Here is a 4,259-nt window from a genome sequence, read left to right as displayed (position 1 = left end):
TGCCGACGCTGCACAAAATGGGCGGCGCGCAATGGACGAAAGCAAAGGCCCGTGCGCAAAAATCGATTGATGATTTGGCGGATAAGCTGGTGGCGCTGTACGCCGAGCGCGAAGTGGAACCGGGTTTCGCGTTCCCGCCGGACACGCCCTGGCAGCGTGAATTTGAAGACGCCTTTATGTACGAAGAAACGCCCGATCAGTTGCAGGCCGCGGCCGAGATTAAAGCGTCAATGGAAAAGCCGCAGCCGATGGATCGATTGCTTTGCGGCGATGTCGGCTTCGGCAAGACGGAAGTCGCGATGCGAGCCGTTTTTAAGGCGGTTATGGCGAATAAGCAGGTCGCCGTCTTAGTGCCTACGACGGTGCTTTCGCAGCAGCATTATCGCACGTTTAGCGCGCGTTTGGGCCCGTTCGGCGTCAATGTGGCGGTGTTGAACCGGTTCCGCAGCGCGGCGGAGAAAAAAGAAATTTTGCGCGGCGTCAAAAACGGCACGACGGATGTGTTGATCGGCACGCACGCGCTGTTGAATAAAGCGGTGCAATTCCGCGATTTGGGACTTTTGGTAGTCGATGAAGAACAACGGTTCGGCGTAGCGCAAAAAGAAAAGTGGAAAGCGCGCAACACGATGGTCGATGTGCTCACGCTTTCGGCTACGCCGATCCCGCGCACGCTGCATATGTCGCTTGCCGGCGTGCGCGAGCTTTCGGTAATTTATACAGCGCCGGCGGATCGTCAGCCGGTGCAAACGTATGTGGTGGAAACCTCGGACGCGATTTTGCGCGATGCGATTTTGGCGGAAGTGCAGCGCGGCGGGCAGGTTTATTTCGTGTACAATCGGATCGCCACGATTCGCGACATGGTGCGCAAGCTGGAAACGCTCGTCGGACCGTCGGTCACGTTTGATATCGCGCACGGCGCGATGTCCGGCGAAGAGCTGGAACGGGTCATGGCGGATTTTTATGCGGGCGATTTTGATGTGCTCGTCTGCACCAGCCTGATTGAAAACGGACTGGACCAGCCGAACGCCAATACCATTATCGTGTACGACGCGGATCGGCTCGGTCTTTCGCAGCTGTACCAGATGCGCGGTCGCGTGGGGCGTTCGGAGCGCAACGCGTTCGCGTATTTTCTGTATCGTCCGGATCAGATCATGAATGAGGCGGCGGAAAAACGCCTGTACGCGATTCGGGAATTTACCGAACTCGGCGCCGGCTTCAAAATCGCGATGCGCGATTTGGAAATTCGCGGCGCGGGGAATTTGCTCGGCAGTGAACAGCACGGCAATATGGTCGGCGTCGGCTTCACCACGTATACAACGATGCTCGATGAGGCGATCGCCGCCCGACAGGGCGAACGCGCGCCGCGTAAATCGGTGGCGGCGCCGCTCTTGGAACTGACCGCGGAAGCGTATATTCCGGACCGTTACATTGAAGATCCGACGCAAAAACTCGAAATGTACCGTCGTTTGGCGGAAGTGGATACGGCGGCCGAAGTGTCCGACCTGATCGACGAATTGGTGGACCGGTTCGGCACGCCGCCCGCGCCTGTGGAACAATTGCTGCGCGTGGCGCAGTTGCGCGTGCTCGCGGCGAAAGCCGGCATCGGCAGTATTCGCGAATTGCAAAACACGGTGGAGATCACGTGGAACCGACCGGAAGCGATGGCGACTTGGGATGTATCCAAAGTGCCCGCGAAAGTGATGAAAAGTTTACGCTTTTTGCCAGGCGAGGTGCCGCGTGCTACAATAAATAAGTTACAGTGGAGTCATTCCGCGGTAGATTTTTTGCCGGAAATATTAGCGGCTTTTTTACAGGAAGATATTGCGCAAAGCAAGGAGTAATGTGTGAGTAAAGATACATTTATTCGCGGGGCGATGATTTTAACGATCGCGGGTATTATCGTGAAAATCATCGGCGCGGTCAACCGTATTTTGCTATCCCGCTTACTGGGCGGCGAAGGCATCGGCTTATACCAGATGGCCTACCCAATTTATTTATTGGCCTTAAGCATTTCGTCGGCGGGTTTGCCGGTGGCGATTTCGATCATGGTGGCGGAAAAGAACGCGATCCGCGACTACATCGGCGCGCAACGAGTATTTAAGATCTCGTCGTTGGCGCTGACCGTCACGGGTTTTATTTTCAGTCTGCTTTTATACGCGGGCGCGCATTGGCTGGTCGATACGGGATTGGTACGGGATCCGCGCGCGTACTGGGCGCTGGTCGCGCTTTCACCGGCGATTTTTATCGTTACGATCGTTTCCTGTCTGCGCGGCTACTTCCAAGGCTTGCAGGAGATGAAACCGACCGCGATCAGTCAAATTTTGGAACAGTTGTTCCGCGTCGTGACCATGATCGCGTTCGCCGTTTTATTGTTGCCGTACGGTTTGGAATACGCGGCGGCGGGGGCGACCTTCGGCGCGTTCCCGGGCGCGTTGATCGCGCTCGTGGCGCTGGGAATATTTTATTACCGCGATCGTCATGAACGTCGGCGTATGTTGGCCGATCAGGATACGACATTGCCGCGCGAGTCGCTTAAAACGATTTTGAAACGTTTATTGGTGTTGGCGTTGCCGGTTTCTTTGGCGAATATTATGCTGCCGGTAGTGGCCAACATCGATTTATTTGTTGTGCCGCATCGCTTAGCGGTGGCGGGGTATTCAGTCGAGGAATCGACCGAACTTTTCGGATACTTGACGGGGATGGCGACATCGCTCGTGAACTTGCCGACCATTTTAACGGCATCGCTCGCCGCGAGCCTTGTGCCGGCGATTTCGGCGGCGTACATGGTGCATGACCGCGCGCAGATTTTCCGCCGCACGGATGTCGCCATGCGGATCGCCAATATTTTAACCATTCCTTCGTTTGTCGGTCTTTGCGTCATCGCGACGCCGATTTCACTCATGCTCTACGCCACGCCGAACGCCGGATCGTCGATTCAGATCATGAGTTTCGGCATCTTTCTGCTGGGGGTTCAGCAGGTGACGACGGGGATTTTGCAAGGCATGGGGCGGACGGCGATCCCGCTCATCAATATGGTCGTGAGCGCCGCCGTGAAATTTATTTTGAACTGGACATTGACGGCGATGCCGGCGCTCGGTATTCAAGGCGCGGCATGGGCGACCAACGCCGATTTCGGTGTCGCGGCCTTGTTGAATCTTTACTTCCTGCATAAATATCTTGATTACCGCATGGATTGGCAGCATACCGCGCGTATTTTCGCCGCCGCCATCGGCATGGGCATCTTTACGTATTTCGGGTATACGAGCCTGCTGGCGGCCGTGCACAGTAATACGCTGGCGACGTTGGGCGCGATTATTATCGGCATGATCGTCTATACGGTCGGTTTGATTTTGGCGAAAGGCATCTCATCCAAAGATGTCGCCATGCTGCCGAAAATCGGCCCGAAATTGGCGACCATAATCGCTCGCTGGGAGCATCGCTGATGCGACACGAGCAGTGGTTGCGGGAATTGGGGTGGGATCCTGCTGACGGGTATCGCGTTTGCGATGAGATTCCCGCCGAACGCGTGTTGCCGATTATATTGACAGAGGAAGCGATTTCACAACTCGCCGGCACGCTCATTGACGGTGAGTTCCGCGTGTATCGCGACGGCGTGTGGGAAACATATGTTGACGCGCCGCTGCCGGTGGAGAGTGAAGCCGTAGTATTGGCGCCGCGCGCGGCCGTCGCGGCGGAAGTGCTCGCGCTTTACCGCATTATGAAAACATTACGCAGCGAAACGGGTTGCCCTTGGGATCGCAAGCAAACGCATGCCAGCCTGCGCCGTTACCTGGTCGAAGAAACGCATGAAGTATTGGACGCTATCGATCGGCATGATATGAAACTCTTGCAAGAGGAGCTGGGCGACGTTTTATTGCAGGTCGTTTTTCACAGCGAACTGGCGGCGGAGCGAGGAGAATTTAATTTCGCCGATGTCGCGCGCGGCATCGCGCATAAAATGACGGTTCGCCATCCGCATGTTTTTGGCGATGCGGACGGCCGAAAAGCCGATTTTTCTAATTTTGATTGGGAAAAACAGAAAAAAATTCAGAAAAAACGGCAAAATATCCTTGACGGCGTGCCTAAAGGCTTGCCAAGTCTTTTGTTAGCGTGTAAAATACAAGAGAAAACAGCACGTGTCGGCTTTGATTGGCCGTCGATTGGTCCCGCATTGGAAAAATTGACAGAAGAATGGCAGGAAGTCCGTGAAGCTCTTTCTGAAGAAAGCCCAACTCATTTAGAAGAAGAGTGCGGCGATG

General features: G+C 55.3%; 3 protein-coding genes. All 3 read left to right on the top strand.

The genetic code is table 11. From position 1 onward, the window contains the following. The coding region (gene mfd / locus KH813_RS06130; protein ID WP_303994471.1) for a transcription-repair coupling factor at window positions 1-1,841 on the top strand (1,841 nt) is incomplete at its 5' end. Window positions 1,842-1,844: 3 nt separating this feature from the next. Next, window positions 1,845-3,443 carry a polysaccharide biosynthesis protein gene (locus KH813_RS06125; protein ID WP_303994470.1) on the top strand — a complete coding sequence of 533 codons (1,599 nt, stop codon included), beginning with the start codon at window positions 1,845-1,847 and terminating at the stop codon, window positions 3,441-3,443. Beyond that, the coding region (mazG, locus tag KH813_RS06120; protein WP_303994469.1) for a nucleoside triphosphate pyrophosphohydrolase at window positions 3,443-4,259 on the top strand (817 nt) is incomplete at its 3' end. The genes KH813_RS06125 and mazG, both read left to right, overlap by 1 nt.

It is taken from the genome of Negativicoccus succinicivorans, from assembly GCF_018373335.1.
GTDB lineage: Bacteria > Bacillota > Negativicutes > Veillonellales > Negativicoccaceae > Negativicoccus > Negativicoccus succinicivorans_A.
Note: the sequence above shows the minus strand (reverse complement) of the source record. Positions and strands in the feature narration are given on the sequence as shown.